Origin of the sequence: Buttiauxella sp. 3AFRM03 (assembly GCF_003675305.1) — a bacterium.
GTDB classification, from domain to species: Bacteria; Pseudomonadota; Gammaproteobacteria; order Enterobacterales; family Enterobacteriaceae; genus Buttiauxella; species Buttiauxella ferragutiae.
Genome location: NZ_CP033076.1, coordinates 5,043,028 through 5,069,010 on the forward strand (window position 1 = coordinate 5,043,028; position 25,983 = coordinate 5,069,010).

Sequence of the window (25,983 nt, forward strand, 5' to 3'; positions counted from 1 at the left end):
ACAATGACTGAATCTGTAAAACAGGCGGTAGCCCGCACGGTACGCGCTCCACATGGCAACACATTACATTGCGAAAACTGGTTGATCGAAGCGGCTTACCGCATGATCCAGAACAACCTTGATCCTGATGTGGCAGAGCGTCCGGAAGATCTGGTGGTGTACGGTGGGATCGGCAAAGCGGCACGAAACTGGGAGTGTTTTGAGCAGATCCTCGCTTCGCTACGCAGCCTGAAAGCCGATGAAACGCTGTTGGTGCAGTCCGGGAAACCGGTAGGGATTTTCCGCACCCACGCCGACGCACCACGTGTGCTAATCGCCAACTCCAACCTGGTGCCACACTGGGCGAACTGGGATCATTTCCACGAACTCGATAAAGCCGGGCTGATGATGTACGGCCAGATGACTGCTGGCTCGTGGATTTACATCGGTGCGCAGGGCATCGTGCAGGGGACGTTTGAAACCTTCGCGGAAGCCGGACGCCAGCATTACGGTGGCGATTTGCGCGGCAAGTGGATCTTGACTGCGGGACTCGGTGGTATGGGTGGCGCACAACCGCTGGCAGGCGTGTTAGCGGGCGCTTCGGTGCTGGCGATCGAATGCCAGGAGTCACGTATTGATTTCCGCCTGCGTACCCGTTACCTGGATTACAAAGCAACCAATCTTGACGAAGCGCTGGCAATGATCGAGCAAGCCAATGCGCAGAAAAAAGCGATCTCGGTTGGGCTGCTGGGTAATGCAGCAGAACTGGTGCCTGAACTGGTTAAACGCGCCAAAGCGGGCGGCATTAAACCAGATATCGTCACCGATCAAACGTCGGCTCACGATCCGGTCAACGGCTATTTGCCGCTGGGCTGGACAGTTGAACGCTGGCAGAGTGAGCGCACCACACAGCCAAAAGTGGTCGAGAAAGCGGCGCGTGAATCGATGGCGGTGCACGTTCAGGCCATGCTCGATTTCTGGGAGATGGGCGTGCCGACGGTGGATTACGGCAACAATATCCGTCAGGTGGCATTCGATGAAGGTGTAGAAAATGCCTTTGATTTCCCGGGCTTTGTTCCGGCCTACATTCGCCCGCTGTTCTGCGAAGGAAAAGGGCCATTCCGCTGGGTGGCGCTGTCGGGCGATCCGCAAGATATTGCAAAAACCGATGCCAAACTCAAAGAGCTGTTCCCGGATAACCAGAATCTGCATCGCTGGCTGGATATGGCGCAAGAGCGTATTGCCTTCCAGGGATTACCGGCGCGTATTTGCTGGCTGGGGCTGGGAGAGCGCCATCGTGCAGGGCTGGCGTTTAACGAAATGGTGCGTAACGGTGAGTTGAAAGCGCCGGTGGTGATTGGCCGTGACCATCTGGACTGCGGTTCGGTGGCGTCACCAAACCGTGAAACCGAGTCGATGAAAGATGGCTCTGATGCGGTTTCTGACTGGCCGTTGCTCAACGCACTATTAAATACGGCTGGTGGTGCGACATGGGTCAGCCTGCACCACGGCGGTGGCGTGGGGATGGGCTTCTCGCAACACGCCGGAGTGGTGATTGTTGCTGATGGCACACCGGAAGCGGAAGTGCGCTTAGGCCGCGTATTGTGGAATGACCCGGCAACGGGCGTGATGCGTCACGCCGATGCCGGTTATGAGAGTGCCATTGAGTGTGCGAAGCAGCATGATTTGAAGCTGCCGATGGTGAAATAACGCGTTAACCATAACGGCGGGTTGCTAGCCAACACAGCAGTGACCCGCCAACCACCATACTGACTCCCTGCCAGAACCCCCAGCCCGGATGTAACCCCAACCACAAACTGGCGATTAACGCCGAAAGCACTGGCGTGAAATACGATGCGGTTGCCAGCAACGTCATATTGCCGCGCTGAATGCCATGGTTCCATGCCGAATAGGCCAGTGCTGTCGATGCACCCATAAATAACAATTGCAGCGTGGCAGGCAGCGTAAAGTGAATCGGCGCTTCGTTAACGAAGGCAAACTTCACCCACAGCACCAGCGCGGTGGCGCAGAAAAACAGCGACACGCCATTTTTCCCGTCACTCCAGCGGCGCGTAATATTGCAGTACAACGCCCAGATTAGCGCGGCGGCGAAAGCGAGGCTGTAAGCCAGCGGGTTGTCGAGAATGTTGTGCCACATCTGTAGCACCGACCAGTCGCCATCGCCTTTCATCACCTGAACGATGCCCGCAAGGGAAAGCGCAAGTCCTGGCCATAACCATAAATTGCTGCGTTGTTGATTGATAAACAGCGCCAGTAAAATGGTCAGGCTCGGCCACAAATAGTTAATCATCCCCAGTTCCAGCGACTGGCTGCGGTTGTGCGCCAGCCCGATTGCCAGCGCGAGGCAGATTTCATAGCTGACGAATAACCCGCCGCCAATCCACAAATAACGAGTCGGGATTTCGCGGATTTTCGGTAAACCACGCGCCAGGCACAAGCAGACTGCGCTAACGGTATAAATTAGCGCAGCACCACCAACCGGGCCAAAGTGTTCGCTGATGCTGCGTAATAAACCAACCGAGGTGCTCCAGAGGAGGATCGCCAGCAGCCCAAAGGCGGTGGCGCGTTTTGCAGAGCTGTCCATGTGTATCCAGAGTGGTATTGGCGGATGGCGCTGCGCTGGGAAAACCCGTTGTAGGTCGGATCGCAGCGTCACCCGACGCTATTTTCAGAAATGGCTATTTCCAGAAATCGTCAAACACCGTGATGGGTGTGCGGCGTTTGTGTTCGGTTTTCAGATACCAGCCTTCGATGATTTTGCAGGTGGCATCGTCCAGAGTTTTACCTTCCAGATAATCGTCAATCTGTTCGTAAGTCACGCCCAGTGCGGCTTCGTCCGGCAGAGAAGGGCGGTCGTCTTCCAGATCGGCGGTTGGCGCTTTCTGATACAAGTGTTCCGGGCAACCGAGTGTTTTCAGCAGCGCTTTGCCCTGGCGTTTGTTGAGGCGGAAAATGGGGTTGATATCAGTGCCACCATCGCCGTATTTGGTGAAGAAACCGGTCACCGCTTCAGCGCCATGATCCGTTCCCACCACTACGCCTTTGGTCATTCCCGCAATGCTGTACTGGGCTTTCATGCGCTCACGGGCTTTTTCGTTGCCACGGATGAAATCGCTCAGTTCAATACCCGCTTCACGCAGCGCCTGTTCGCTTGCCAGCACCGCACCTTTAATGTTTACGGTTAATACGCGATCGGGCTGGATAAAGGTGATGGCGTCCTGGCAGTCTTGCTCATCAGCCTGCACGCCGAATGGCAAACGGACGGCGATAAACTGATAGCTGTCGTCAGCGGTTTCCTGGCGCAATTCGCTAATGGCGAGTTGGCACAGTTTACCGGTCAACGTGGAATCCTGGCCGCCGCTAATACCCAGAACCAGAGATTTAATAAACGGATAGGTTTTCAGATACGATTTCAGAAAATCGACACTGACACGAATTTCGTGTTCGGCATCGATCTGTGGTTTAACCCCTAGTGCCTGGATAATCTCTTGTTGCAGAGCCATTTAACCCTCCGGTTGCGGTGTGCCTGCGCGCGCAGGCAGCCATAGTCATATTTGTTAAAACTACCCGTTTGTCGGTAAAACGACAAGACTCATGCGATCGCTCCGGAATCATTTGACGCGATTTAGAGCGATTTGGCGCTAACCTGATGTTATGTCGGGTAATCCTAAATTTTGTTCATTTGGTCTGAATAGTTGAAAAAACCGCTTTTATATTCCAGGCTTATCTAACACGTTTAAGCAATTCCCTGAAAAACGAGGATAAAATATGAACAAGAATTTTGCGGGTTTTTTATGTGCAGCAGCGGTTATGACTATGCTTGCGGGTTGTACTGCCTACGACCGTACCAAAGATCAGGTCGCCACGCCGGTCGTGAAAGACGTGAAAAAAGGCATGAGCCGTGAGCAAGTGCAGCAGATTGCCGGTAAACCTTCGTCAGAAGTAACCATGATTCATGCGCGTGGGACTTGCCAGACTTATATTCTTGGCGAACGTGCAGGCAAAACCGAGACTTACTTTGTTGCACTGGATGACACCGGGCATGTGATCAACTCCGGCTATCAGACTTGTGCCGAGTACGATACTGACCCACAGACCAAGAAATAATATTGTAGTTTTGTCGGATGGCGCTAACGCTTATCCGACCTACGAAATGCAGTTGTAGGGTGGATAAGCGCAAGCGTTATCCACCTTTTTTTTGGGTTAAGCCGGAATATGCCCAACCTTATTATGGCGGGACCAAACCCGATGTGCGGCGAGTAGTGTCAGGAATTCATCGGTAAATAAATTCGTGACACTGTCACCTTCTATGACGCCTTCCTCGCCCTGGCTATCAATGCCCAGTTTGGTTTTAAACTGGCGGGCATCTCCGGCAAGGCCAATCACCTTCAAGTGTTTATAGGCTTCCAGTAAATAATATGTCGCGTCGCCATTGCTCAGAATGGTTTGCAGATCGCCTCCCGGCACTATCACGGCGTCGACACTGACCGATGGCGAACCGGCAAAGGTAGCGCCAATCGGCAGTAAAGAACCGTCGTCCGCGCTTACTTCGCCCATGCGTGAGAATAGCAGTTTGCTATGCACACCCTGAGCTTTCAGCGCCTGCATCACCGCCAGAACATCTGCCGCATTGGCTTTTTCACTGAGTAGAATCGCCACCACGCGGCCTTTCACCGAACCACTTGGCACCGCATACAGACTCAGGCTGGGGTCTTTCTTCAGGCCGTTGACATCTTTCGGTGGTGCAACGTGCATTTGCTCGTCGGAAAGCTCAATTCCGAGATTTTCAGCAACCGGTTGGGCGAGTGAAATATCAATGTGCGTCAGGTGATCCAGCACTCTTTCGCGGATATACGGTCTTGCCACTTTGGACAATTCAAAGCTAAAGGCGCTGATAATATGTTGCTGTTCGACTGGCGTTTGGCTTTGCCAGAACAGCCGCGGCTGCGAGTAATATTCACCAAACGATGGGCTGCGTTCGCGAATCTTATGTCCTTCAACCCGCGTTTGATAACTCTCAAAGCCGCCACGTTTCGGCCCCGGAGGCGTTTCGCGCGGCCAGTTATCGTTAATGGAGTTCGGTTCGTAATTGGCAGGGTTGTTGTCGATATCCATGCGGTGCATGCCATCACGCTGGAAATTGTGATACGGGCAGGTGGGGCGGTTTATCGGGATTTCATGGAAATTCGGGCCACCCAGGCGGCTGATTTGTGTATCGGTGTAGGAGAATAAGCGCCCCTGCAACAACGGGTCATTACTGAAATCAAGCCCCGGAACGATATGCCCCGGATGGAATGCCGCTTGTTCGTTTTCGGCAAAGAAGTTATCCGGATTACGGTTGAGCGTCATTTTGCCCACCAGATGGACTGGAACCAGTTCTTCCGGAATCAGTTTGGTCGGGTCTAACAAGTCAAAATCATATTTGAATTCGTCTTCTTCAGGGATTAATTGCAGCCCCAGTTCGTATTCCGGAAAATCACCGGCTTCAATAGATTCCCATAAATCACGGCGGTGGAAGTCAGGGTCGCGGCCCGTTAGTTTTTGCGATTCATCCCACACCAGCGAGGCTTTACCGGCGGTCGGTTTCCAGTGGAAGCGCACGAACGTCGCTTTGCCTTCGGCATTAATCATGCGGAAAGTATGAATCCCGAAACCTTCCATGGTGCGATAGCTGCGCGGCAGGCCGCGGTCAGACATCGCCCACATGACGTTATGCAGGGTTTCAGGTTGCAGGGAAACATAATCCCAGAAGGTGTCGTGGGCGCTGCCACCTTGCGGGATTGCCCAGTGTGGCTCTGGTTTTACCGCGTGGACGAAATCGGGGAATTTATGTGCATCCTGAATAAAGAATACCGGCGTGTTGTTGCCGACTAAATCGAAAATACCTTCGTCGGTGTAAAACTTGGTGGCGAATCCGCGGATATCACGCACGGTATCGGCTGAACCTGCACCGCCCTGCACGGTAGAAAATCGCACAAAGACCGGGGTGATTTTGTCGGGGTCTGAAAGGAAATCTGCTTTGGTAATTTCTGCCATATTCTTATAGGGCTGGAAGTAACCGTGAGCTGCAGAACCACGAGCATGGACGATGCGCTCGGGGATACGCTCATGGTCGAAGTGGGTAATTTTTTCCCGCAGGATAAAATCTTCCAGAAGCGTAGGCCCGCGCGTACCGGCACGCAGTGAGTTTTGGTCATCGGCAATGCGCACACCTTGATTGGTGGTAAGCGGGAAGTTTTCTCCATCTTTGCGATGTACATCGAGGGATTTCAGTTTTTCGTTGGAGGTATCCGGGCTTTTATAACTTCCTGCAGCGGTAGGTTGCGCTCCTGGTGAACTGGGGTCGGTGGAAGGGCGGTGAGAACCATCTTCAGGTGCCAGAGAATCCATACCGGGCTTTGATTCATTGGCGTCATGTATTGGTGCACTGTGAGTTAAAGGATGTTTATTGTGCGTCGACATTGAATATTACCCCTTTAGTTAAAGCTGTTTTGTCGGGCAAAACAGCTTTAACTATAGAACAAGGTCATCTCAACGCGAGACGTGGAGGGGCGTTCTCCGTTATCATAGCGAAGTTACTCCTCAATTTAGTTTTGATTCTATTGCCTATGAAACCTTTGCGCCAACCGAATACTCGCCCTGTTCTTACGTATCAACCACGCGTTGAACCCGTACCACCGGCTCATGCGTGGCGAGTTGAAGGATTTAAAGACGTGTGGATGCTGCGTAATCGCTATGTGGCTTTTGTGCTGGTGGGAGATGCGTTCCGTCAGTCGCCGCCATTTACATTACCAGAGTCAGCGCAGCGTTGGGCGATACAGGTAAGAAGTGAGAATGATGTAGGCTGATCTATCCATCATCCTTCAAGTTGCAGGGGTGTTGGCTGCAACTCGAATGCTAACGGGTATCGAATGACGGCGGTTTTACCCGCCGTTACTGATTTCTTCAAACTCTTCGCAGCCGGTATCAAACCCTTCCGTGCAACTGACGTTCAGCCAATGCAATGCTTTCTGTTTATTGGTCGCGATAAAGCCTTTTTCACCATTTAAAAACAGCATTCCTGCCCAGTATTCGGCATAACCCGTGCGGGAAAGTGCCGAGCTGCGCTTGAACCAGAATGCCGCTTTGTCATCGTCTTGCACCACACCCACGCCATTTGCGTACAGCATGCCGTAAAACATTTGGGCATCGACCGCTGAGTCACTCTCAATGTCCTGTGAGGCGCTTTCCAGTAACTGCATGGCTTTCGAATAATCGGGCTTGCCCGCCTGGGTGTTCACCAGAATACGCGCCAGAACCACGCTTCCTGGTTTACTGCCGTGGGCGACGGCCTGTTCGGCTAACGATTTTGCCTGCTGGTAATCGCCATTTGCAGGATCATGGATTTTGAGTTGGGCCAGCAGAGCCATAGCATCGGCGTCACCCTGGGCCGCTGATTTTGCCGCCCAGCTTTCCGCTTGCTGATATTCGCCCGCACTGAAAAGGGTATCGGCAAGGTAAAACTGGGCGCGGCTGTCACCTTCCTGCGCATGTTGCAGGTAGGGGCTGTCCGGTGTTTCAGCCCACGCCGATGAGAGACACAACAGCAATAAAAAATAGAGTCGTTTCATAGAGAGAAGGGGTCCGTAGGAGACAATTTTATTTTGGCACCCTTTTGGGGCGCTCTATTTTATCAATAAAAAACGGCTCCCTTTTCAAGGAGCCGTTGTATTGTCGCAGATTCTACGGTGGTTTAGCTACTGCTTAGCGATGTGCCAGTTCGGCTTCTTCGTCGCTATTGAGTATTTCTTTATCGGTTTGTTTCATCAACTGGCTGGTGATGGTACCTGCCGTCATGGAACCGCTGACGTTCAGCGCGGTACGGCCCATGTCGATAAGCGGTTCAACCGAAATCAGCAATGCCACCAGCGTGACCGGCAAGCCCATGGCTGGCAGGACAATCAGGGCAGCGAATGTTGCACCACCACCGACACCCGCAACGCCTGCGGAGCTTACGGTGACAATCCCGACCAGTGTGGCAATCCAGACTGGATCCAATGGGTTGATACCGACGGTTGGCGCGACCATCACGGCCAGCATCGCTGGATACAGACCCGCACAACCGTTCTGACCGATGGTGGCCCCAAACGACGCGGCAAAGCTGGCGATGGACTCAGGCACACCCAGACGGCGAGTTTGAGCTTCAACGTTCAATGGAATACTGGCTGCACTGGAGCGGCTGGTGAAGGCAAAGGTCAGCACAGGCCAGACTTTGCGGAAGTATTTCAGCGGGCTCACACCGTTGACTGCCAGCAGAACCGCGTGCACGCCGAACATAATTGCCAGACCGAGGTAAGAGGCCACCACGAAACTACCGAGTTTGATGATGTCTTGCAGGTTTGAACCAGCAACGACTTTGGTCATCAGCGCAAGAACACCGTACGGCGTCAGTTGCATGACCAGACGCACCAGTTTCATGACCCAGCTTTGCAGCGTGTCAATCGCAACCAGAACACGCTCGCCTTTTGGCGCATCGTCTTTCAGTAGTTTAAGAGCTGCTACACCGAGGAACGCGGCGAAAATCACCACGCTGATGATCGACGTTGGGTTAGCCCCTGTCAGGTCAGCAAACGGGTTCTTCGGCACGAATGACAGAATCAGTTGCGGTACGCTGAGGTCAGCCACTTTACCCACATAAGTGGTTTCGATTGCGCTCAGACGAGCGGTTTCAGCGGTGCCCTGCACCAGGCCTTCAGCCGTCAAACCAAACAAGTTGGTGACCAGCACGCCGACCAGCGCTGAAATCAGAGTGGTAAACAGCAATGTCCCGATGGTCAGAACGCTGATTTTGCCCAGAGAAGAGGCGTTATGCAGACGTGCCACCGCACTCAGGATAGAGGCAAATACCAGCGGCATGACGATCATTTGCAGTAATTGAACATAGCCGTTACCGACAATGTTAAACCACTGAATAGACTGTTTCAGTACCGGACTGTCTTCGCCATAAATGGTGTGTAATGCAAGACCAAATACCACACCGATCACCAGACCAAGCAGTACTTTTTTTGCCAGACTCCACTGTTTGTTGCGAGTTTGTACTAGCAACAGCAACAGCAATAGAATAACGAACATGATAACGTTCGCTATGAGTGGAAAATTCATCCCCGTATCTCCTGAGTATATTTAAAACAGATGGACTGATTGCCACCTTTATTCTGTAAAGCGTACCAGAACCCTGGAGTTACTCTTATATTCAAAAGGAATTGATTATTACAATTTGAGCTATTTCGTTTAATTATTGTTCCAGGTGGTTATTTAAAAAACTATTAAAGGTCATTTGCAGCGAAATTATCATGTGCGATGACCAGCGCACCGCGCTGTTATCGGGCACACTTTGCGGCATCCACACGGCCAGACCAAACAACACCATGCACAAGGCACGTTCCAGTTGATTACCTTTTTGCGGCCTGATGATGGGAAAGCGAAAGCGCCAACGGCAGGGCCAAAGGAGTGGGACACCCGCAGGAGTGAGCATATCTGCCAAAATATGGCTTAAGTAACCCAACACCATGCCTTGAAGGGCATCGGCGGGAATCACCCAACTTTCGGGGACTTTGAGATAGAACAGTGCAAGGCTTGCGAAGACGGCAAATAAGCTGTGGGTAAAGCCCCGATGGCCGCAGGCGCGGGCAATGGGTTTGGAAAACCACGGCAAGCGTTGACCGAGAAATGACTTTGGGTGGTCAATATCAGGCAGCAAACAGGTCAGGATGGCTGAAGGCACAATATGCCACCAGTCTCCTTGAGCAAGCACAGGCGTGAGTTCGGCGTTTTTAGCGAATACTGCACAGGCAATGGAAAAAAGAAGGTGACCTTCCGCCGTCATGATACTACCTGGATGAAAACTGTCGATTCATACAGTATAGGGTTTTTATACAGTAGACGGAAGAGGTGACGGCGTAACATTTTGCAACCGCCGGATTCCCCGGCGGCGTGTTGTTTAGCGGGCTAACCAGCCTCCGTCGACGGCAATGGTGTAACCGTTGACATAATCGGAAGCACTGGAGGCAAGAAACACCACCGGGCCTTGCAGATCGGCAGGAACACCCCAACGACCCGCGGGAATTCGCTCGAGGATTTCATGGCTGCGGACTTCATTATCACGCAGTTGTTGAGTGTTGTTGGTTGCCATGTATCCCGGCGCGATCGCGTTGACATTGATATTATGTTGCGCCCATTCATTTGCCAGCAGGCGCGTTATGCCAAGCACGGCACTTTTAGATGCGGTGTAAGACGGGACTCTGATACCGCCCTGGAAGGACAACATGGAGGCGATATTAATAATCTTGCCGCCAGTGCCTTGTTTAATGAACTGTTTTGCCACCGCCTGAGAGAGAAAGAATACTGATTTAATGTTCAGGTTCATTACGTCATCCCAGTTTTTCTCGCTAAATTCCAGCGCATCTTCCCGGCGAATGGTGCCTGCGTTATTTACAAGGATATCTATTTTCCCCATTCCTGCCACGGCCTGCGCAATGATGTCAGGGATCGCGTCTTGTTGGCTTAAATCTGCCTGGATGGCGAGAAAACGGCGATCCAAATCTCGCACTTTTTGCGCCGTTTCATGCGGGATTTTGCGGTTTACGCTGACGATGTCACAACCAGCCTCGGCAAGGCCAATCGCCATTCCCTGACCCAGTCCTGTATCGCATCCCGTAACAACAGCGACTTTGCCTTGCAGATTAAAAGCATCGAGAATCATAGTTACTCCGGTATCCGGAAAAGCGCATTTGCGCGTGTCTGTAAAGAGTAGATACGGGAGGGGGAAACTCAAATATTTTTGAAATACTGTTTTAAAAAATTAGATGTCGGTATGGTTTTGAGACTGATGCGGGGAGGCCCGCATCGTAATAAATTAGCCAATCAGGTGTTCGGCGCGTAATTCACTCAGCGAAGACAACTTCACATTTGCCAGGCTCCAGCGCACGTCGTCACGGTTTTCTTCTGCGGGAACCACAATAGAACGCATGCGTGCGGCTTTGGTGGCAACCATGCCATTCACGGAGTCTTCAAGCGTTACACAGGCGAGCGGGTCAACAGCCAATTTAGCAGCGGCATCCAGATAAACCTGCGGATGGGGCTTGCTGTAAGGCAGATGTTCTGCCGAGGCGATGGCATCAAACTGGGAACGTAAGTCGAACATTTCCAGCACTCGCTCAAGCATATGTGCAGGTGAAGCAGACGCTAAACCCACTTTCAGACCTTGCGCTTTACATAAAGCGACAGCTTCACGCACACCAGGCAAAATCGGACGCGTCTCTTCAATCAGGGCAATGGCGCGAGTAATCACGCGGTTTGTCACTTCCTCACGAGATGGGCCGTTCCACGGTTGTTTGGCAAACCACAGGTCAACAACCAGGTCGATACGCAAACCCAGCGTGTCAGGGAGTTCAGAGCGGCGGGAAATATCCACACCAACGCTAGCCAACACTTCCAGCTCGGCTTTGTCCCATAATGGTTCAGAATCAATCAGTAAACCGTCCATATCAAAAATCGCAGCTAAAATTTGGCGAGTCACAGCCATGTTTCGACTCCTGTCGGTGTGCATTACAGTTAAGATTACTTATCAATAGCTGGAATTTTCGCTTGTTGCCACTGCTTTGTGAGAATCGCCCGTAAAGCTCAGGCGAAATCCCCCCGGAAGAGGTAAACTTTGTGCGTGTAAGTTTTGTAGTGCTGTAATAGCTTGGAATATAACTGTTTTTTTCTTTCTCCAAAACCTCTCCAAAACTTTTCTCCAAAACAGCCCCTAAAAAGCAGGATCCGAAGTTAATTTTCAACCCCAGCACTGACTGGGGTTTTATCTCATTAGTGCGATGCTGTCAGGAAATTCATTTCTTCTAACGTCATTTTCCGCAGTTCGTCCCGCGTAAAAAATATCAACCCTTTCGCCTTTAACCACTCCATCATTGATTCATGACTGATGACGATTTCACCCTCGCGCAAAATCCGGCAAAAAATCGGCTTAAAATTTTGGTAGTAAATTATTTCCGTTCGGTTGGCATGATCGCCAGTGCAGATGGGTGGGAATACGGGTTGGATTTCTGGCTGGCCAACTTCGCGATCGAGGATATCGAGCACCCACCGGCGAAATTCTTTAGCGACCGCTGTCCTGGCAAACATGGCGATCAGATGTGCGCCGCGAAGGGAAAAAATTCTGACAGTTTTTTGATAATTCCCTGAGGCGGTCAATTTGACCGTCTCAGACATTCCACCTGAAAACTCATCTATATTGCGGTTATAAATTTTTGTGACAGCATCATCCGACTTGTATCCAAGCGCTTGCGCGATTTCTACAGCGGTGAGGTAGATAGAGTTATTGCGGGAAACAACATTGAATTGGGTGTTATGGAATGCGAGTTGAGTAGACATGTGATTAACCTTTTCAGTGAGGTAATCACCACCTTCAGGTTCCAATCTTGGGGTGGTGAGCTGTGCAGGGTTGGAACTACCGGCTGAAAAGACCCGGCCAACCTTTCGGTTGCCCCACACAGCCCACCATAAATCGCGAATGTGGCCATGCTTAACACATAAAAAAACCGCTTAACGCGGTATGCGTCTTTTCAGATATCCGGGGTTCCAATCCCGGCACCAGATTTTGCTGGTGCAGGCGGACTATAATCCCGGACGTGTAATTTTGTCAAATCACCAGCCTGATCCATTCCTTTCCTCGATCGTCGTTATACCGGTCCGTTGTAGATTGTGTTTTATGGCCCAATAAAATTTTAGTATCAATACCCTGAGCACGGTATAGGCGTTCCGATAGCGAACGTTGCTCATGAAAGCTCGCAGGTGTTTTTCCTGCTGGTGGAGTTATTCCCGCAGCATCCCGGGCCTCGGCAAATTTATTCGTCAGCGTGTTAAGGTGCACAGGCTTATCATTATTTTTTTTTCCGTGTACAAGATATTTGCTTAAAAAGCGATCCCGGCATTTGCGTACAACATCCTCGACAGTCATCCCAACCTCATCGCAGCGCAGACTCAACGGAATGGCGATGCGCGAGCCTGTTTTAATTTGAAATACATGCAGATGATCATCCCAGATATCTGTAAATTTCATATTGGCTATATCTTCCCGACGCTGGCCTGTGACTACAGCCAAAAGCATCGCGTTGTGTGCATACCGGTCCGTGGGTATCTGCTCCAGAATTTTTCGCCATTCCTCAACCGAAATTCGAGCACGTGAAACTTTAACTGCGGGTTTTTTTGTTGCGCCTGGTGGATTCCATCCCGGCGGTACTTCTCCCGCGTGCTGAGCCTCCAGAAAAATATCAACCCAAAGAACTCTATTATTCATGGCACTACTGGCATGGCCTGCATCAAGATACTCATCCAGCAAAAGAGCAAAATCGCGCACCTCGAGATCTTTAAGTGGTCGAGATCCCAGACGTGCAGACAACAGTTCTGCCATTCGTTTTTTTTCTTTAAAACTGACAGTAGAAAGCTCGCCTGCATCGAGCCTTTGTTGCTGAATCTTTATATACCGCTCCACCCAGGCTTTGAGGCTAATGCCGCGCTGTTTGACGGCTGCGGGGTTTTCGTCGATCTGACGTAGATAATGCTCGGCTTCTGCCGCTGTGATTCGCTGATTTGCGATGGAGGCGATTTTTTCGGCCTTGTCTTTATCAGTACCTAGCCCGTGAAATTTGCCAGTGATGGGGTTTTTATATTGGTAGTAGGTTTTAGATGTACGGCGGTCAAACCGGGCATAAAGCCCGGCGATGGAAATGCTATTTTTTCGTGGCCTTGGTGACATCGTTTAAAATTCCCCGCAAAATTTCATCATCATCACTATGAATTTCCGGCTCCACGCCTATTGCGCCAGGGCCGATATATTGTGCCCGTTCATCAATACACCACCTTGTACCAATCTTTACTGGCCTTGGTTGTATGTAGCCCAGCTTTCCATGCTTCACCAGGCAGGCAGTCGTGATCGGAAACTTCATTCTGCGGCTCTTCCATTCGCTCAACGGGATTAGAGATTGCTCGCTCATGGTCATTACTCTCAATGACCGGCCCATGTTAACGACAAGAGCCGGATAATGTTGATTATCCAAAATCAGTCCGCGCTATCGGTAAATCTGATCACCAAAGCTATGGCCACAAACGCAAAGAAGACGCCGGCCAGAATCTTAAGTAAGACCATGTTTACCTCGCTTTTTCTGTATTGTGGGCTTTGATACCAACGGGCGATCTGGTGCTTCTTCATAGATTCCCTTACTCACGCGCAATCTGGATCGCATGTTCCATACATGCCATTTTGTCCAGTTGCGACCGTCATCGATGATAACTATTGCGCCGGCACGATGATTCGGCGGAACCCCATCGAGCTCCTCGTCCATTTCATCAAGCATCGCATTTTTCCTGAATGTTCAGGATGCCATCAGCCAGGGTATCAGCCATGCCTGGAATATCATCGAGTATGCCGAAGCAAGCTGGGTTAGTGCACAAACCCTGAAGCGCTGCGAGAGTGAGTTGCTGGTGATAGGTGAGCGCCAATGAAGCGACCTGTGGGTTTACAATCTCAGCCACTTGATTGACGCTTTCGGTCTTGTGGTTAACAGATATGGCTTTTTGCTCTGCTTCGGTGAGTGGGGTGCGATATTCCATGATCGCATCCAGTGCTACTTGCTGACGAACTGCTTCGCTTTCAGACCAGCGGTCAAGAATCGTGGTTCCGACATCGTGAATTTCATCATCGTTAAAGCCTGGCGACAGACAAAACTCCGCGCTCTCAATATCCTTCAGTAATAACGGCACAACCTCAGAGATTCGATGACCGACAGTGCAAAGTAATTGTTCCGATTCATGCCAATTCATAATGCCTGTGCGACCGAAAAGCAGGTCATTAAGTGCGTGGGCGATTTCTATATCACGATCAAACATATCAGGGCGTTCATCAGGTGGCGTATCCGGACCGGCCAGAATCTCCTCGAGCGTAAAGGTGCTACGACCTGCGTTTACTTCTTGCGCTGGCTGGCCATCGCCAGCTGTGTTTTGTTCCGGCTCACCATCTGTTGTGTTTTCGATGCTAGGAACATTAACTGCGCTCTGAGTACCCTCTTCGATAGCATTTCCATTATCCTTATGAATTGACTCTGGTTTAATACCGCATGCTGCCGCAATGATTTCTGGCGTCGGATGTTCGTGATTGGTTTCGGTCAACAGCTGGGTCAAATATCCGATAAGTGCGCCAGGGCGTATCTCCAGGTCATCCGGGGCGCACTTAACTGAATAAATAGTAATGGCGCGGGAATAGTCCAGACCACCTGGGATGCTGCGCCAGGATTCGAACCACTGCGGGAAAGGTTTCTCTTTGGTATTGATGATTTCACGTGCGCGGTTAACGACGCCGCTAGATGGGTTATAAATATCAAAATCCATTGAGCGGCCAACAAGACCAAGAGCGATTTCAAGTGCAAGAATATCGTGGGTCATGACGAACCCGACTCCGCGATCGGTTTGGTTCTGGCCACCGGCTATAGCGCCTGATGGTGTTCGCAATTTTTCATTTGCTGCTTTCTGCCGTGCGGAATCAATGAGAGATACGGAGCCGCCAGAAGATACCGGCGCGCTGCGTTTTTCAGGTGGAGTATCCAGCCATTTCGCTATGAATGTTGCATAGGCTGGCCATTGCGCATTTTCTTTCACATTTGCACGCACTGCTTCAAGTAATTCAATCTGGCGCTCAGGAAGTAGAGCCAGCACGCGTGATTCTCTGGAGATGGCTTCATGCAGCTCTCGTGCGGGGCTTGGTTCGGTATCGATGGTGAGATCGGTCGCCATGCTGTGCTGCTCAGGGGTAACCGCTTCAAGTGGCCCATAAAGAGCGAGCAGGGCGGCGCGAATACCTTTTGACGCTTTGGATATATCTACTAACTCAGGATTCTTAGGCTCTTCAGATTCTTGTGAGACATATTCAATAATGTTGGTTTCTTTAACCCAGCGATAATCAGTGGACCATTCATTAATTGGTGGACGATCCATTCCAGGCGCATCTTCAATGATTTTTACATCAAAGTAATGCTCAGCAATATCTGCAAATTTTTGGAAAAACTCACCAGGAATAATTATCGTGGCAGCTTTTTTATTCGCAGCCTCTTTAAAAATCGTATAGGTAGGTAAATTTAGTTTTTCTGCCTGGCCTTTTTTTGGTACGAAACAACCAATAAACGGTTTCATAATATCTCCAGTTAATAACGATGATGGCCAGCACGCAATGGCCGCTGCTTGTGATAGGCATTACGCACTTTAATTAATTTGTTTTTTGAATCTTTCCATTTAACGCAAACAGGGCAGTAATAACCGGTTCCGGGATTAAATTTATGCCCTGTTGGAAGTTCTTTAAGCACGGCTGCATCGAAAGAGGATCCGCAGCCGGTGCAAATACCGGTCACGCTTTCCACTTCTCACTTTGAGTGCATGAACCTGTGCGAACCTTAGAAAGAGCTTTGGTTTCCGCTTCACGGATAAGCAACCAGATGCGCTCCAGCTCATCAATAGCTGACTTACCATCAGGAAATGCGTCATGCACAATGCCAGCAGAAAATAAAACTATGTTTTTTCCACATGGCTGAGTTTTAATAAAAGCGAATGATTCGCCATCGACATTGGCAGTAACTTCGGCAACGTCATGGCTTAATTTATAAAGAGTGAATATTTTATTAAACATTTTTAATCCTTAAATTTTGATTGCAAAAATCCCTGCCATTGCAGGCATATAAATAGATGAATTAAATTTTTATTACTGGCGAGCTATACCTTCAACTGGAAGGCACTGGCCATTAAATATTCTTTCTTCTAAAATAACCAACTCACAAACTTCCTGGCTCGTATGGATGGTCAATACTGCTTCTTCGCAAGCATCATTAACCGGAGAGCACGCGGCGGTGGTCAAATAAAATAAAACACCGGTGGCAATCATAAAGCACCGCCCATAATTTCAGCCTCACGGAGCTGGCGGATACCTTCATCAAGCATATCCATATCGAGAGTAAATACTGCGATTGCAATTTTAACGTGTGCGACCTGTATCCAATATGAAGTATCCATAAATCACCTCGATAAAATCAGACTTTGCGGTGCAGTGCCGGGTGCCTCCCGGTAGTCACAACCAGCTGGTCGTTGTGACTGACACCTTATTACCCAAAACGGTGAGTCTCTTTCCGCTGTGCCGCGAGCGCTTAGCCGCATTCACTGCACTGCAAAGCCTATTTAATTTTAAATATTTCAACTTTATTAACGTTTTAAGACTGATGCTAACCTTTCTTGCTGGGTACTCATCCGTGCCCGATTCATGAACTCCACGCTGTAACGTGGTGCTCTCCATCACTATTCAATGGAAGATAAAATTATGTCTATGTTCAAAGATGATGCTGAACGCAATAAATTTTTACTTGAGCAATCATCCATCATTCTTGCTGGACTGCTTGCTGCACCAGAGGATAGATACTCATCAAATGTTTCCAATTTAGTAGGCTCCGAATTTGACAGAGATGAATCCCTGATGACTCTTCATGGGGCTATTTTTCGTGACCTGTTAGAAAAATTTAAAGACGCTTAAGCTACCACGGCAGGGTATTAGCTCTGCCGTAGACCCTATAACACTGGGCAGTTGGTATTAGTCGTTAATGCTCTGGCGAGCGAACCAGCGATTTGCACCAGATTCAGTTTTGAATGTTTTGCTTTTAGTGAAAGTAAGAGCGGTCCAGGTACCGTTGTTGTTATTAACAACGCCAGTTGCCATAGTTTCGTTGTTTCCAAAATCATGCTTTTCCATCTCTTCTCCATTTAAGCCCTGTGACGCTGGGTAGCGGAACGTTTAGCCAGAACCGCTACGCTTAGTAGCTGTCGATGGAGTAATTAAACCAGCAGTTTAAACCTATTGCAACCTCAGCAATCAAAATAATTAAACTGTAGGTTGTAAGTGGCTGAATTTTTGACGAAAAAAAACCGACAAAAAGTCGGTTTTTTTTCATTGGGGATATGCTTACTGTTCTTTTTTAGCTTGTATTATTTCATCAATGTTTCTTGATTTTATTAATTCTTTGAATAACTTATCGTATTTATCAACGGTAAGCCTTAAGGCCTCTATGTGATGATCTTTTTCACTTTCCGGAAGCCTATCAAATAGCTTTAGTAGTGCTCTGTGCCTGTCATTTAGTTCGGAAGGATTGTAGTCATCTTCTACTGGCGCGGCATTCTCTGATGTCTCATCCCCCAGTAACCATGCCAGTGATACACCAAAAGAATCCGCTATCTTAATGGCTGATTCTTTACTGATATTTCCAGTCGTGAACCATTTGCCAGCCGCTTGCGGCGTTATTTCGCAAATCCGTGCCAGCCCAGACTTGTTCACACCAGATCGCTTCATCAGCACATTCAATCGCTCCGCCAAAGGCGGTGACGTCAAAGTTTTTTCTTTTTTCATATCAACATTATAAACCAAAGGTTGCGAACCAAAAACAAACTGTAGGTTGCGTTTAAATGAAACTGATGGTTTAATTTATTCAACCTTCAATACGGAAACTAAAAATGAGCATCGAAATACTACAGCGAGCAATTGACGCCCTTGGGTCCACTAAAAAATTTGCCGAACAGCTCGGGATTAGCGAGCAGGCTGTTGGCCGCTGGAAGAATAAATATAAGGGCATTGTCCCATCTGGCCGCGTTCTTCATGTCGCCGCCATTTCTGGCATCAGCCCTCATGAGTTACGCCCTGATCTCTACCCTAATCCAACCGATGGCCTACCAGCTGATCAACAGAATATCAGCACCAACATTTAAGGATGAATCATGCAAATCGCTCTGCACCAAAACAATAGCAATCGGCGCGGCAAAAATCTGATGTTTGCGCATCAGTCGGTAAGCCGCAAAACGGATTGCGACATATCGCATGAAGATATTCGCTGTGCTGTTCGTGGTTGGGCTGCGAGCGAAGGCGGGCAGGAAGCCGTAGCAATCATGATCGTTAATGCCTGGAAAGCGCATGGCAGTGCCGGTCTTAAATTGCCCGACGATACAGCGAGGCAAAAACAAAAGATTTTCCGTTGGCTTGATGGTGATTCGCCACGGTATCGCGAATACATCCGGATCCTCACGCCAGCAATTCTGGATGTATTGCCGGTTGAGTTCCGCAATCGTGTTATCGCGCCAGATTTGAAAATGCTGCTGGTCACCACCGGAATGAAGGAGACATCCGAGGCCATACAGGCTGTCGCAATGGATGCCCCTGAGCATCAAAAACTGAAGGAAATAAGCGAAGGGATTATCTCCATGTTTCGTTTGGATCCGAGCTTAATCTCGCCATTGATGGACATGGTAACCATGACCCTTGGAATAGTTTGAGGTGCCAAATATGCGACATGAAGAATTCTTGCGTGGTCAGCTCAAAAAAATCCTGCTGGCTGCAAGTTACGACGACAGCCAGACGGGTGCCGCGGTGGAACATGCGATGGATTACAAACGCACGAACCCGAACGCCGGCACTGAAATAGTTATCGCAAAGGCGAAATTCTTTGCGAAACACAACACCCGTCCAGCCACTCCAGAGCGCCGTGAGCCTATCAGGCAAGCAGCATTGCCGAAGTGGAAAAGATAGCCCGAGGAAATCGGAGGTAATCATGTGTGACGTTCAGACCCGATTACGTTGTTTGTTGCAGCGGAATATGCCAGGAGCCGCGCCATGCAGCTGCGGCACCGTTCGCCCTGTGGCCAAGCGCTATAAGGATCGATATGGGAATGGACTCACAGTGATTACAGCAGGCGTGAAAACGATTATTTACCGGCGCGATGGGTACGACATGAACTGTGAAATGCGTCGTGAGAAGTTTCTCGAAAAGTTTATAGAAGTTGAGGTGAAGTTGTGAACAGGCGGGGTGAATTATGAGCATGGATCTTATGGTTCGGGTCATGAAGCTTAAGGTCGGAAATCCGCTTCGCAAACTGGTGTTGCTGAAGTTGGCTGATAACGCCAGCGATAAAGGGGAGTGCTGGCCGAGTTATCAGCATATCGCCGAGCATTGCGAAATAACCAGGCGCTCAGTGATGAATCATATCAGTGCGCTTTGTCAGTGTGGCTTTCTCAGAAAAGAGTTCCGGAAAGGTATGAATGGTAATGCCAGTAATGTGTATTACCTCACCCCAGAGAATGGGGATATTTCCCGACTAAAAGATAGTGAAACAGATTCACCACCTAGTGAAGAAGATTCACCAGAGGGTAGTGAACAAGATTCACTAGGTAGTGAAGCAAATTCACCACCCAGTGCACCAGATTCACCACGGGGTAGTGAACCAGATTCACCCAGAATCAGTCACTCTTTTGAACCAGTCAAAGAACCAGTCATAAAACAAAAAGAGTGTCAGGCAGACGAACTGCCAGACGATTTCGACGATCCGGCTTTGCGGGTTTTAAACCACATGAACCGAACTACCGGTGCAAAGTTCCAGGATGGCAAAACCACGATGGGATTTATCAACGGGCTGCTGGTGGGGGAATACGTCGCTGACGAGTTGATCCTGGTTATCGATCACCGCACTGAACTCTGGGCTAACGATTTGAAAATGTCCCAGTACCTTTCCCCGAAGACACTTTTTAGTTTTGAAAACTTTGAGGGATATCTGCCTCTGGCCCGCAAGTGGCATGACGATGGTAGGCCTGCACTGAATAGTAAGCCAGTCGAAATCGACACCGAAGAGCGGGATATTGCCCGCAAACGCTTTCTCGGTACGAGCATAAATATCATGCAAAAAAGCGCCATCGAATTTGCGACGCGAAAATCAGCCGCCACGGCAGGCATTAAAAATATGTCTCCTGAGGTCGCCAAAAAAATTTGGGACAAGCTCTGGCAGGACAATGCCCAGCGCATCCATGACAACGAAAAAATTAACCGGGCTAATGCCTGATTCTGGAGAAAGCTATGGAAACGATTCTGGAAGTGCTGAAAAAAATGGAAAAGGCGACCGCTCGCGAAATGGCCGCCCGGATGAAAATTGACGCACCTGATGCGCTGGCCATGCTGCGTGACCATGAGGATCGCGGCGAAGTCAACCAGGTGAATGGGTACTGGCAGTTGACCGGTAGGGCATCAAAAAAACCAGCCAATGCGGTACCGAAAAAAACGAAGCCACCGGCAAGCAAAATTAACGAGGCCGTACTGGTAAAACTCCTGCATGAGCATGGTGCCATGACTAGCGAGCAGCTGGCAAAACTGGCTGATACCACCGTCAGAACGGTAGCGTCCACGCTGGCCATGCCGGTTAACAAGGGCCGTATTGTGCGCGAGAAGCGCGGCAACGTATTTCATTTCAACGTTGTCAGCAAAACGGCACTCGGTGCATCAAAGTTGCCTGAAAGCGCATCAAAACCCGCAATTCCCGTTACAGAAACTCCAAAAACTGCATCAATTCCTGAAAAAACCGAGACACCTGCACCTCAAAGCTCAACCGCATTTGTCGACACTATTCCGCAATTAGTATCGACGAACGGTCAGCCGGCCGCACTGACACCGAAAATTATCGCCGGCGAAATTCGCAAAACCAAAAGCCGCCTGGTGCAGCTCGAAAAACTGCGCGTGACCGTTCGCACGCAGACCCGTCTGCAACGTTCACTGGGGTTATGACCATGACAAACAAACCGGACGAAACAGTCAAATCTCAGGTTGCTGATTTTATCAAAAACAATCCAGGCCATCGCGCCAGTGAGATTGCAAAAGGGCTCGGGATTAAATCAAGTACGGCGGGCACAGCGCTTTCAGCACTTTTCAAAGAACATCGGATCGAGGTTCAGGGCAGGCCAGGTCATTACCGGTATTACGCCGCGTCATCGATGTCCATGCCATCCGGTTTCGGCGTGAGTGCGGGTATGAAATTGTTTAATGACTGCCTGGCAAAGGTGCGCGCATGCCAATACCAGTAAATTGCCCTAAGGGAGTTAGGCCTCGAATCATCCACCGCGAGCCACGAGGTGCATGGTGTGCAATGGGATACGTGAATATCGCCTGCACCTGTGAATGTCTGCGAGTGGCAACCGGTTACAGCAAAGGCGGAAGGGCGTGGGAAACCGCAGAAGTTAAAGCCATTACGGTATGGAACGAAAAAGTTAAAAATTATTCAGGAGCAGGGAAATGACAGTAAAAATTTATACAGCCATACCGAGTGACTTATCACCGCCGGTACCGGATTCGATGGGTTACGGATTTTGTGTTGATGTCGTGCTGGCCACTGATTACGCCGTGCTCAAAAGTGAGCGTGATGCGCTGGTGGCGGAGAGTGCGAAGTTAACTCAAAGATGGCGCCTGCTGACGATAGAAAATATCAAGATATGCGAACAGTCAGAAAACGTCTATGCCGCAGGCTACAAGCATGGGCTTCAACACGCAGGTGATGGCGCGGCACAATCAGAGTGTGTTGAAGATGAATTCTGTGGACTAGCGCTAGCAATTTTGAGCAAGGCCGAAATACCTGCCACCGACGCCGCCATTGCAAACATTCAGGCGCAGGGCGTGGAGAAGTTTGCAGCCAACGAGCGTGAATGGGCTACGCACTGGGAAAAGCATGGCGTCACTGATGGAAGCGCTTCACGTTGTTTAATGGTGGCTCAGGATGCTGAAAAGTTCGCCGAAGAGCTGCGCAAGGGTGAGGTGAAATAGCATGGCTATCGTCTGCGACAAGCACCTTACCGATGAAGTAGTGAATCAAGCGTTTGAGGGTACTAACTTCGGGCGTACCGACTTCAGGACTATCCTGGCTGAAACCGTAATGAAGCGTGCCGCTGGTTATCACTCCGGTGGGACGGCTACCTATATCGCCACAGAACTTGGCCTGTTGAGCCCAAAGAACCAGAGCGCAACAAAACTTGGTCTGACATTCGCATTTCACCATTACTACAAGCAGAGCGTGCGTGATGCCATTAACAAAGCAGGCGCGGTTGCGTGCCAGCGTTGCGGCATGAATCAACCAGAATCTGATGTTGCTGAACAGCATGGGCATTGCCCCGAATGCGGTGAGTTCCTTTGGTATGACGAGGAATATAACGATGAGCAATAACATTGAACTTATGCAGCACGCTCTGGGCATCAATGAGCGCAACCGCGAGCCATACCGAAACTATTTTCTTGCGAGCACTGAAAGCTCAGACAGCAAAGTCTGGTCAGCGCTCGTCGAGAAGGGATTTGCCACCTCTCACCCGGCACCAAAACATACCTGTGGTGATGTGGTTTACCGGGTAACGGAAGCTGGCCAGGTTGCAGCAATTTCCGCCTTGCCTGAGCCGAAGAAAAGAACGCGATATGACGATTACCTGCATTCTGAAGTGGTCGAATCATTCGGCGAATGGCTTGGGGTAAACCTTCCGAAGTTCGAATATCGAGAGGTTGATTATATCCGTGGAAAATGGGAGTACCGGATGTATCGACGCTCCCGGTGCTATTGGGATTCGTATCGAGATGTTGAAGGCGACTGGAAGCCCACAAAGAAAGCGGCAAAGGCCAGCTACAAAGAAGCATTGAAGAAACGCAAGGAGTCCACCCATGACTAACCCCACACCTTCAATTCTGGATATGTGCTGCGGCTCCCGCATGTTCTGGCTCGATAAGGAGGATGAGCGCGCAGTGTTTAGCGACATTCGCAGCGAAGAACACATGCTTTGCGACGGTCGCCGCCTGGTCATTCGTCCGGACCTGATTGCCGATTTTCGTGCACTTCCATTCACTAACGACTCTTTCCCTGTCGTCGTGTTCGACCCACCACATCTTGAACGTGTTGGCGAAAATGCCTGGATGGGTAAGAAATATGGTCGGCTCGACAAAAAAACATGGCGTAGCGATTTGCGCGCCGGGTTCGCTGAGGCGTTCAGAGTGTTGTGGCCACAAGGTGTGCTCATCTTCAAATGGAACGAAACGCAGATACCGGTCAGCCAAATTCTGGCGCTAACAGATCAGAAGCCAGTGATTGGCCAGCGTACAGGCAAGGGTGACAAAACTCACTGGATTCTATTTGTGAAGGAGGCCAGCAATGGATAAGGGAATGGAAGCACCGATGGTCAATCTGAAGTCAGCGGTAAAGAAGTCATTTTGCGCGTAATCATTTTTCCGGCGAATTTAAATGAATTACCATGATGCTTTTTGTTTTCAATAATGTATCTTTGCAGAAATTTTTTTCTTTCAACTAATTTTCTTTTCTATTTGAAGGGTATCTGATGACCGTCCAACAAGTTACTGAGCTTGAAATCGCCTATGGTGGCGACGCTTACTCCGAAAATGAAATTGATGCAAAAACCTTAGGCGAAGCGCTCACTTCATTAAGTGGTTTAATTGAAAACGCAGAAAAAATTCTACACGGTGAGGCTGCTGACCCTCAAGTAAACATCAGGGCGACTCGCGAAGGATCCTTTACTCTTTTAGTTTCAGTATTGGGAAGCCTATCTACCCTCCAGTTACTTGGTTTTTCAGTTGCCGCTGGGGCAGGAGCTGGTACTTTGATGGGGGTAATTGAATGGTTAAGGGGGCGCAAGCCGCAAGAAGTAATAATTGATGAGGCAAACAACAGTGCAACGTTGATTGTTGATGGCGAATCAATCAATTGCTCTAATGATGTGCAAAAATTAGTTACCAGCCCAATTATTCGCAACGAAATATCCAAACTTGTGTATCAGCCGTTGCAAACGGAACGCACATCTAGTTTCAGGATTAAAAATGCTGGAGAAGACGTAATCATTATCCCTCAGGACAGCTCTGCGCCGTACAAACCAGTTCGTCATACTATTGAACAGGTGACCCATGTGGATGAGCTTCAGCTAAATGTGAAGTTTACTAAACTAAGCTTTACTTCAAATACTGGCTGGAAGATGATTTTACCAAACGGCGATGAAGTTGGTGTACGCATGGAGGATGATGCTTTCATGGCTAGAGTTACTAGCAATCAGATGACTTTCAGCAAAGATGACCTTTTTGTGGTGGATGTTAAAAAATCTGTTAAAGAGACCAATGGTAATTTTGGAAATCCCACGTACACTATCACCCAGGTTGTGCGGCATCGTGCAGCAGAAGATCGTCGTATTCTTTGATAGGTAGCCAAATGTCCATTTTGAGTGTCATGTTGATAATCACTGCTGCGGTTGCCAGTTTTCTGGCAGCCCGATATGTGGTTTATCACGTGCTGGTCTGGTTAAAGCCAAGCAAGACATTAAAGCTAACTTATCTTGATCATGAAGGGGTAAAGCACACTCGTGAAACTTCTTTGGACGATAAAGATGCTAGGGCGCTTGTCTCTATTTTAAATGAGATACGGCGTGATGCTGATTTGAAGCAGGATGCCTAGCAATGATACAGCATAAAAAATATCTTGCTGGGCAGGCTTGGTGCACACCTTTAGCTAATATGGTTTTACTAAAGGGGAGTGCATTTATTGGGCTTTCTTCTGATTTTAACTCTTTTATTCCAGGCTTAGCCGTTGTTGTTTCGCACTTCTTTCTTCTGGCTCTGACGTTTATAAATGTTCCAAGCCAAGAGGATGTACGAGTTGCCGTTGATTTGCGCAGATCCCGAAAAAACCTAAATAAGCTAAAATCTCAGCCAGGCACAACGCCTGAACAAGTGATAGAAATTGATTCGGCGTTGGCAGCCCTGCGAAGTAAAGAAATAGCTAAATGTATCTCAGATGTTGACCATTCTTTAGCTATTTACAATCAAGCCTTACAAGAAGATACTGAAAAAACCTAAATCATTTATTAACCCGCTACGGCGGGTTTTTTATTATCTGCTGACCATCACAATTTTTACCTCTCTCAACCAGATCGCCAACGTTCTGGAAAAATACACAGTACATCCCCAAATACATTTACAGATTTAATGATTGTCTAAATGAATTCATCCGGCAGAAATAGTCATGTTGCGTAATAATTGCAATGATAAATGTCCCGTTATGGCTGGTGATACATTAACAATG

At 49.3% G+C, this 25,983-nt stretch carries 36 protein-coding genes and 1 pseudogene; 19 read left to right on the forward strand and 18 right to left on the reverse strand.

Annotated features, from left to right (window positions below; translation table 11 throughout):
- Positions 1-3 precede the first annotated feature (3 nt).
- On the forward strand, positions 4-1,689 hold the full coding sequence (gene hutU / locus D8682_RS25030; RefSeq protein ID WP_064547564.1) for a urocanate hydratase: 1,686 nt from the start codon (positions 4-6) through the stop codon (positions 1,687-1,689).
- A gap of 4 nt (positions 1,690-1,693) precedes the next feature.
- On the opposite strand, the gene yddG is transcribed toward hutU, so the two are convergent.
- Complete coding sequence (gene yddG, locus D8682_RS25035) at positions 1,694-2,584, reverse strand: aromatic amino acid DMT transporter YddG (protein ID WP_121815438.1); 891 nt, start codon at positions 2,582-2,584, stop codon at positions 1,694-1,696.
- Between the two features lie 94 nt (positions 2,585-2,678).
- On the reverse strand, positions 2,679-3,503 hold the full coding sequence (gene nadE / locus D8682_RS25040) for an ammonia-dependent NAD(+) synthetase (RefSeq protein ID WP_121815439.1): 825 nt from the start codon (positions 3,501-3,503) through the stop codon (positions 2,679-2,681).
- Between the two features lie 265 nt (positions 3,504-3,768).
- On the opposite strand from nadE, the gene osmE reads away from it, so the two are divergent.
- Positions 3,769-4,107: an osmotically-inducible lipoprotein OsmE gene (gene osmE / locus D8682_RS25045; RefSeq protein ID WP_064547558.1), complete on the forward strand. Its 339-nt coding sequence runs from the start codon at positions 3,769-3,771 to the stop codon at positions 4,105-4,107.
- 96 nt (positions 4,108-4,203) lie between these two features.
- Here osmE and katE read toward each other — a convergent pair whose 3' ends face one another.
- On the reverse strand, positions 4,204-6,462 hold the full coding sequence (gene katE / locus D8682_RS25050; RefSeq protein WP_121815440.1) for a catalase HPII: 2,259 nt from the start codon (positions 6,460-6,462) through the stop codon (positions 4,204-4,206).
- 146 nt (positions 6,463-6,608) lie between these two features.
- On the opposite strand from katE, the gene cedA reads away from it, so the two are divergent.
- Positions 6,609-6,848, forward strand: coding sequence for a cell division activator CedA (cedA, locus tag D8682_RS25055; RefSeq protein WP_121815779.1), 240 nt, complete (start codon positions 6,609-6,611; stop codon positions 6,846-6,848).
- Between the two features lie 75 nt (positions 6,849-6,923).
- Here cedA and D8682_RS25060 read toward each other — a convergent pair whose 3' ends face one another.
- From D8682_RS25060 to D8682_RS27370, 13 genes are all read right to left on the reverse strand, one after another.
- Positions 6,924-7,610 carry a tetratricopeptide repeat protein gene (locus tag D8682_RS25060; RefSeq protein WP_064547554.1) on the reverse strand — a complete coding sequence of 229 codons (687 nt, stop codon included), beginning with the start codon at positions 7,608-7,610 and terminating at the stop codon, positions 6,924-6,926.
- A gap of 133 nt (positions 7,611-7,743) precedes the next feature.
- A complete protein-coding gene (locus D8682_RS25065) occupies positions 7,744-9,141 on the reverse strand; it encodes an L-cystine transporter (protein ID WP_121815441.1) in 1,398 nt (465 codons plus the stop codon).
- A gap of 133 nt (positions 9,142-9,274) precedes the next feature.
- Entirely contained in the window at positions 9,275-9,865 is a 591-nt protein-coding gene (locus tag D8682_RS25070; protein ID WP_064547550.1) for a metal-dependent hydrolase, read from the reverse strand.
- Positions 9,866-9,979: 114 nt separating this feature from the next.
- A complete protein-coding gene (gene kduD, locus D8682_RS25075) occupies positions 9,980-10,741 on the reverse strand; it encodes a 2-dehydro-3-deoxy-D-gluconate 5-dehydrogenase KduD (RefSeq protein ID WP_121815442.1) in 762 nt (253 codons plus the stop codon).
- Between the two features lie 153 nt (positions 10,742-10,894).
- A complete protein-coding gene (gene hxpB, locus D8682_RS25080) occupies positions 10,895-11,563 on the reverse strand; it encodes a hexitol phosphatase HxpB (protein WP_121815443.1) in 669 nt (222 codons plus the stop codon).
- 284 nt (positions 11,564-11,847) lie between these two features.
- On the reverse strand, positions 11,848-12,411 hold the full coding sequence (locus D8682_RS25085; protein WP_121815444.1) for a BRO family protein: 564 nt from the start codon (positions 12,409-12,411) through the stop codon (positions 11,848-11,850).
- 268 nt (positions 12,412-12,679) lie between these two features.
- Complete coding sequence (locus tag D8682_RS25095; RefSeq protein WP_121815446.1) at positions 12,680-13,795, reverse strand: phage integrase Arm DNA-binding domain-containing protein; 1,116 nt, start codon at positions 13,793-13,795, stop codon at positions 12,680-12,682.
- Positions 13,770-14,033, reverse strand: coding sequence for an excisionase (locus D8682_RS25100; RefSeq protein ID WP_202914364.1), 264 nt, complete (start codon positions 14,031-14,033; stop codon positions 13,770-13,772). Before D8682_RS25100 ends, D8682_RS25095 begins: the two co-directional genes overlap by 26 nt.
- Before the next feature lie 138 nt (positions 14,034-14,171).
- A complete protein-coding gene (locus tag D8682_RS25105) occupies positions 14,172-14,393 on the reverse strand; it encodes a hypothetical protein (RefSeq protein WP_121815448.1) in 222 nt (73 codons plus the stop codon).
- Entirely contained in the window at positions 14,386-16,221 is a 1,836-nt protein-coding gene (locus D8682_RS25110; RefSeq protein ID WP_121815449.1) for a hypothetical protein, read from the reverse strand. Before D8682_RS25110 ends, D8682_RS25105 begins: the two co-directional genes overlap by 8 nt.
- Positions 16,222-16,432: 211 nt before the next feature.
- Positions 16,433-16,711 (reverse strand): hypothetical protein, encoded by a 279-nt coding sequence (locus tag D8682_RS25120; protein WP_121815451.1) that lies wholly within the window; start codon positions 16,709-16,711, stop codon positions 16,433-16,435.
- A gap of 72 nt (positions 16,712-16,783) precedes the next feature.
- A complete protein-coding gene (locus tag D8682_RS25125) occupies positions 16,784-16,963 on the reverse strand; it encodes a DUF1482 domain-containing protein (RefSeq protein WP_121815452.1) in 180 nt (59 codons plus the stop codon).
- A complete protein-coding gene (locus D8682_RS27370; RefSeq protein ID WP_255424155.1) occupies positions 16,960-17,091 on the reverse strand; it encodes a hypothetical protein in 132 nt (43 codons plus the stop codon). Before D8682_RS27370 ends, D8682_RS25125 begins: the two co-directional genes overlap by 4 nt.
- Positions 17,092-17,392: 301 nt before the next feature.
- Between D8682_RS27370 and D8682_RS25130 the strand changes: the two genes are divergently transcribed.
- Positions 17,393-17,602, forward strand: a complete 210-nt coding sequence (locus tag D8682_RS25130) for a hypothetical protein (RefSeq protein ID WP_121815453.1) — start codon at positions 17,393-17,395, stop codon at positions 17,600-17,602.
- A gap of 57 nt (positions 17,603-17,659) precedes the next feature.
- On the opposite strand, the gene D8682_RS25135 is transcribed toward D8682_RS25130, so the two are convergent.
- Together D8682_RS25135 and D8682_RS25140 are read right to left on the reverse strand one after the other, a co-directional pair.
- Complete coding sequence (locus D8682_RS25135; RefSeq protein ID WP_121815454.1) at positions 17,660-17,818, reverse strand: DUF1391 family protein; 159 nt, start codon at positions 17,816-17,818, stop codon at positions 17,660-17,662.
- Between the two features lie 210 nt (positions 17,819-18,028).
- Complete coding sequence (locus D8682_RS25140; protein ID WP_121815455.1) at positions 18,029-18,469, reverse strand: helix-turn-helix domain-containing protein; 441 nt, start codon at positions 18,467-18,469, stop codon at positions 18,029-18,031.
- 104 nt (positions 18,470-18,573) lie between these two features.
- Between D8682_RS25140 and D8682_RS25145 the strand changes: the two genes are divergently transcribed.
- The 15 genes and pseudogenes from D8682_RS25145 (at position 18,574) to D8682_RS25210 (ending at position 25,757) form a co-directional block, all read left to right on the forward strand.
- Positions 18,574-18,825 (forward strand): YdaS family helix-turn-helix protein, encoded by a 252-nt coding sequence (locus D8682_RS25145; protein WP_121815456.1) that lies wholly within the window; start codon positions 18,574-18,576, stop codon positions 18,823-18,825.
- A 9-nt stretch (positions 18,826-18,834) separates the two neighbouring features.
- Positions 18,835-19,386 (forward strand): toxin YdaT family protein, encoded by a 552-nt coding sequence (locus tag D8682_RS25150; protein ID WP_238392795.1) that lies wholly within the window; start codon positions 18,835-18,837, stop codon positions 19,384-19,386.
- 10 nt (positions 19,387-19,396) lie between these two features.
- Positions 19,397-19,639 (forward strand): hypothetical protein, encoded by a 243-nt coding sequence (locus D8682_RS25155; protein WP_121815457.1) that lies wholly within the window; start codon positions 19,397-19,399, stop codon positions 19,637-19,639.
- Between the two features lie 67 nt (positions 19,640-19,706).
- The gene (locus tag D8682_RS27525) at positions 19,707-19,907 is read left to right on the forward strand and encodes a DUF4222 domain-containing protein (protein WP_370090885.1); all 201 of its coding nucleotides are present in this window, start codon (positions 19,707-19,709) and stop codon (positions 19,905-19,907) included.
- Positions 19,908-19,923: 16 nt separating this feature from the next.
- A pseudogene (locus D8682_RS25165) lies at positions 19,924-20,649 on the forward strand (conserved phage C-terminal domain-containing protein); the annotation flags it as partial.
- 308 nt (positions 20,650-20,957) lie between these two features.
- On the forward strand, positions 20,958-21,659 hold the full coding sequence (locus tag D8682_RS25170) for a DUF1627 domain-containing protein (protein WP_121815460.1): 702 nt from the start codon (positions 20,958-20,960) through the stop codon (positions 21,657-21,659).
- 2 nt (positions 21,660-21,661) lie between these two features.
- A complete protein-coding gene (locus tag D8682_RS25175; protein WP_121815461.1) occupies positions 21,662-21,955 on the forward strand; it encodes a hypothetical protein in 294 nt (97 codons plus the stop codon).
- Between the two features lie 62 nt (positions 21,956-22,017).
- Positions 22,018-22,167 (forward strand): hypothetical protein, encoded by a 150-nt coding sequence (locus D8682_RS26860; RefSeq protein WP_162303050.1) that lies wholly within the window; start codon positions 22,018-22,020, stop codon positions 22,165-22,167.
- Positions 22,164-22,688 carry a hypothetical protein gene (locus tag D8682_RS25180; RefSeq protein ID WP_121815462.1) on the forward strand — a complete coding sequence of 175 codons (525 nt, stop codon included), beginning with the start codon at positions 22,164-22,166 and terminating at the stop codon, positions 22,686-22,688. The genes D8682_RS26860 and D8682_RS25180 overlap by 4 nt, the downstream gene beginning before the upstream one ends.
- 1 nt (position 22,689) lies before the next feature.
- On the forward strand, positions 22,690-23,085 hold the full coding sequence (locus tag D8682_RS25185; protein ID WP_238392796.1) for a hypothetical protein: 396 nt from the start codon (positions 22,690-22,692) through the stop codon (positions 23,083-23,085).
- Positions 23,075-23,575 carry a hypothetical protein gene (locus D8682_RS25190; RefSeq protein WP_121815463.1) on the forward strand — a complete coding sequence of 167 codons (501 nt, stop codon included), beginning with the start codon at positions 23,075-23,077 and terminating at the stop codon, positions 23,573-23,575. The genes D8682_RS25185 and D8682_RS25190 overlap by 11 nt, the downstream gene beginning before the upstream one ends.
- Complete coding sequence (locus D8682_RS25195) at positions 23,568-24,059, forward strand: class I SAM-dependent methyltransferase (RefSeq protein WP_121815464.1); 492 nt, start codon at positions 23,568-23,570, stop codon at positions 24,057-24,059. Before D8682_RS25190 ends, D8682_RS25195 begins: the two co-directional genes overlap by 8 nt.
- Positions 24,060-24,235: 176 nt before the next feature.
- On the forward strand, positions 24,236-25,102 hold the full coding sequence (locus tag D8682_RS25200) for a hypothetical protein (protein ID WP_121815465.1): 867 nt from the start codon (positions 24,236-24,238) through the stop codon (positions 25,100-25,102).
- Positions 25,103-25,113: 11 nt separating this feature from the next.
- Positions 25,114-25,356, forward strand: a complete 243-nt coding sequence (locus D8682_RS25205) for a hypothetical protein (RefSeq protein ID WP_121815466.1) — start codon at positions 25,114-25,116, stop codon at positions 25,354-25,356.
- A 2-nt stretch (positions 25,357-25,358) separates the two neighbouring features.
- The gene (locus D8682_RS25210; RefSeq protein WP_121815467.1) at positions 25,359-25,757 is read left to right on the forward strand and encodes a hypothetical protein; all 399 of its coding nucleotides are present in this window, start codon (positions 25,359-25,361) and stop codon (positions 25,755-25,757) included.
- Positions 25,758-25,983 lie beyond the last annotated feature (226 nt).

Coding starts and splice junctions, on each gene's coding strand:
- D8682_RS25100 (WP_202914364.1), bottom strand. CDS start 14,033: ATGAGCGAGCAATCTCTAATCCCGTTGAGCGAATGGAAGAGCCGCAGA.
- D8682_RS25125 (WP_121815452.1), bottom strand. CDS start 16,963: ATGATTGCCACCGGTGTTTTATTTTATTTGACCACCGCCGCGTGCTCT.
- D8682_RS25120 (WP_121815451.1), bottom strand. CDS start 16,711: ATGTTTAATAAAATATTCACTCTTTATAAATTAAGCCATGACGTTGCC.
- osmE (WP_064547558.1), top strand. CDS start 3,769: ATGAACAAGAATTTTGCGGGTTTTTTATGTGCAGCAGCGGTTATGACT.
- D8682_RS25190 (WP_121815463.1), top strand. CDS start 23,075: ATGAGCAATAACATTGAACTTATGCAGCACGCTCTGGGCATCAATGAG.
- D8682_RS25145 (WP_121815456.1), top strand. CDS start 18,574: ATGAGCATCGAAATACTACAGCGAGCAATTGACGCCCTTGGGTCCACT.
- D8682_RS25130 (WP_121815453.1), top strand. CDS start 17,393: ATGTCTATGTTCAAAGATGATGCTGAACGCAATAAATTTTTACTTGAG.
- D8682_RS25210 (WP_121815467.1), top strand. CDS start 25,359: ATGATACAGCATAAAAAATATCTTGCTGGGCAGGCTTGGTGCACACCT.
- D8682_RS25140 (WP_121815455.1), bottom strand. CDS start 18,469: ATGAAAAAAGAAAAAACTTTGACGTCACCGCCTTTGGCGGAGCGATTG.
- cedA (WP_121815779.1), top strand. CDS start 6,609: ATGAAACCTTTGCGCCAACCGAATACTCGCCCTGTTCTTACGTATCAA.
- yddG (WP_121815438.1), bottom strand. CDS start 2,584: ATGGACAGCTCTGCAAAACGCGCCACCGCCTTTGGGCTGCTGGCGATC.
- D8682_RS25105 (WP_121815448.1), bottom strand. CDS start 14,393: ATGCTTGATGAAATGGACGAGGAGCTCGATGGGGTTCCGCCGAATCAT.
- D8682_RS25060 (WP_064547554.1), bottom strand. CDS start 7,610: ATGAAACGACTCTATTTTTTATTGCTGTTGTGTCTCTCATCGGCGTGG.
- D8682_RS25085 (WP_121815444.1), bottom strand. CDS start 12,411: ATGTCTACTCAACTCGCATTCCATAACACCCAATTCAATGTTGTTTCC.
- kduD (WP_121815442.1), bottom strand. CDS start 10,741: ATGATTCTCGATGCTTTTAATCTGCAAGGCAAAGTCGCTGTTGTTACG.
- D8682_RS25175 (WP_121815461.1), top strand. CDS start 21,662: ATGACAAACAAACCGGACGAAACAGTCAAATCTCAGGTTGCTGATTTT.
- D8682_RS25070 (WP_064547550.1), bottom strand. CDS start 9,865: ATGACGGCGGAAGGTCACCTTCTTTTTTCCATTGCCTGTGCAGTATTC.
- D8682_RS25205 (WP_121815466.1), top strand. CDS start 25,114: ATGTCCATTTTGAGTGTCATGTTGATAATCACTGCTGCGGTTGCCAGT.
- D8682_RS25095 (WP_121815446.1), bottom strand. CDS start 13,795: ATGTCACCAAGGCCACGAAAAAATAGCATTTCCATCGCCGGGCTTTAT.
- D8682_RS25150 (WP_238392795.1), top strand. CDS start 18,835: ATGCAAATCGCTCTGCACCAAAACAATAGCAATCGGCGCGGCAAAAAT.
- katE (WP_121815440.1), bottom strand. CDS start 6,462: ATGTCGACGCACAATAAACATCCTTTAACTCACAGTGCACCAATACAT.
- D8682_RS27370 (WP_255424155.1), bottom strand. CDS start 17,091: ATGGATACTTCATATTGGATACAGGTCGCACACGTTAAAATTGCAATC.
- nadE (WP_121815439.1), bottom strand. CDS start 3,503: ATGGCTCTGCAACAAGAGATTATCCAGGCACTAGGGGTTAAACCACAG.
- hxpB (WP_121815443.1), bottom strand. CDS start 11,563: ATGGCTGTGACTCGCCAAATTTTAGCTGCGATTTTTGATATGGACGGT.
- D8682_RS25065 (WP_121815441.1), bottom strand. CDS start 9,141: ATGAATTTTCCACTCATAGCGAACGTTATCATGTTCGTTATTCTATTG.
- D8682_RS25195 (WP_121815464.1), top strand. CDS start 23,568: ATGACTAACCCCACACCTTCAATTCTGGATATGTGCTGCGGCTCCCGC.
- D8682_RS25110 (WP_121815449.1), bottom strand. CDS start 16,221: ATGAAACCGTTTATTGGTTGTTTCGTACCAAAAAAAGGCCAGGCAGAA.
- D8682_RS25155 (WP_121815457.1), top strand. CDS start 19,397: ATGCGACATGAAGAATTCTTGCGTGGTCAGCTCAAAAAAATCCTGCTG.
- D8682_RS25135 (WP_121815454.1), bottom strand. CDS start 17,818: ATGGAAAAGCATGATTTTGGAAACAACGAAACTATGGCAACTGGCGTT.
- D8682_RS27525 (WP_370090885.1), top strand. CDS start 19,707: ATGCCAGGAGCCGCGCCATGCAGCTGCGGCACCGTTCGCCCTGTGGCC.
- hutU (WP_064547564.1), top strand. CDS start 4: ATGACTGAATCTGTAAAACAGGCGGTAGCCCGCACGGTACGCGCTCCA.
- D8682_RS26860 (WP_162303050.1), top strand. CDS start 22,018: ATGGGATACGTGAATATCGCCTGCACCTGTGAATGTCTGCGAGTGGCA.
- D8682_RS25180 (WP_121815462.1), top strand. CDS start 22,164: ATGACAGTAAAAATTTATACAGCCATACCGAGTGACTTATCACCGCCG.
- D8682_RS25170 (WP_121815460.1), top strand. CDS start 20,958: ATGGAAACGATTCTGGAAGTGCTGAAAAAAATGGAAAAGGCGACCGCT.
- D8682_RS25185 (WP_238392796.1), top strand. CDS start 22,690: ATGGCTATCGTCTGCGACAAGCACCTTACCGATGAAGTAGTGAATCAA.
- D8682_RS25200 (WP_121815465.1), top strand. CDS start 24,236: ATGACCGTCCAACAAGTTACTGAGCTTGAAATCGCCTATGGTGGCGAC.